Origin of the sequence: Bartonella sp. TT110JLCBS, assembly GCF_042193405.1 — a bacterium.
In the GTDB taxonomy this organism is placed as follows: domain Bacteria; phylum Pseudomonadota; class Alphaproteobacteria; order Rhizobiales; family Rhizobiaceae; genus Bartonella.
This window is the reverse complement of record NZ_JBHILT010000144.1, coordinates 1-638: the sequence shown is the minus strand read 5'-3', so window position 1 is coordinate 638 and position 638 is coordinate 1. Positions and strand designations below refer to the sequence as shown.

1 pseudogene is annotated in these 638 nt (G+C 34.3%); it reads left to right on the top strand.

Features of this window, described 5'->3' with window-relative positions:
- A pseudogene (locus ACFILW_RS10090) lies at window positions 1-638 on the top strand (double-strand break repair helicase AddA); the annotation flags it as partial.

Sequence of the window (638 nt, the reverse complement as noted above, 5' to 3'; positions counted from 1 at the left end):
CAACCTGCTTTGCAGCTGTTACTTCAAGTTATTAGCGAACATACTTTTAATCAATTGCTCTATGAGGCAGTTGAAAAGCAACATAAATTGTCTGATTTTTTATCTTCTCTTTTATCTGAAAATGGAGAAGAAAAATTGCGCGCGCTTTTTAACTTAGCGCCCAATGAAACAAATCAATATCTTCTGGAACAAATTAAACAAACAGCGCGCCTTCCTCTTTATGCTCTTAAGCATTGTGAAATCAATGGTAGTCAAAGCTTTAAGGATATGGTGGAAAAATTTTCTCAATTAAAAAAGGCGCGTGATGAGACAAATATTCTCAATAGTATTTCTGATATTTATTTTACAACAAAAGGTGAGCCACGGAATTTCTCAAATTTATCTCGTAAAAAATCAGACGAAATTTGGCCTTTTATTCAACAAATGCTTGAAGATAAACAAAACAAGCTTTCTGTTCTTTTAGAAAAATATCAATGCGCAAAGGTTGCCACCCTCAATATGGCTGCTTTTCAGCTCTGTACTATTTATCTCAAAATTTATAAGAATCTAAAAAAGTCCAATGGCTTCTTAGACTTTGATGATCTTATTGAGCGTACACTTCATTTGTTACAGCGCAAAGGTGCAAGCCAATGGGTGCA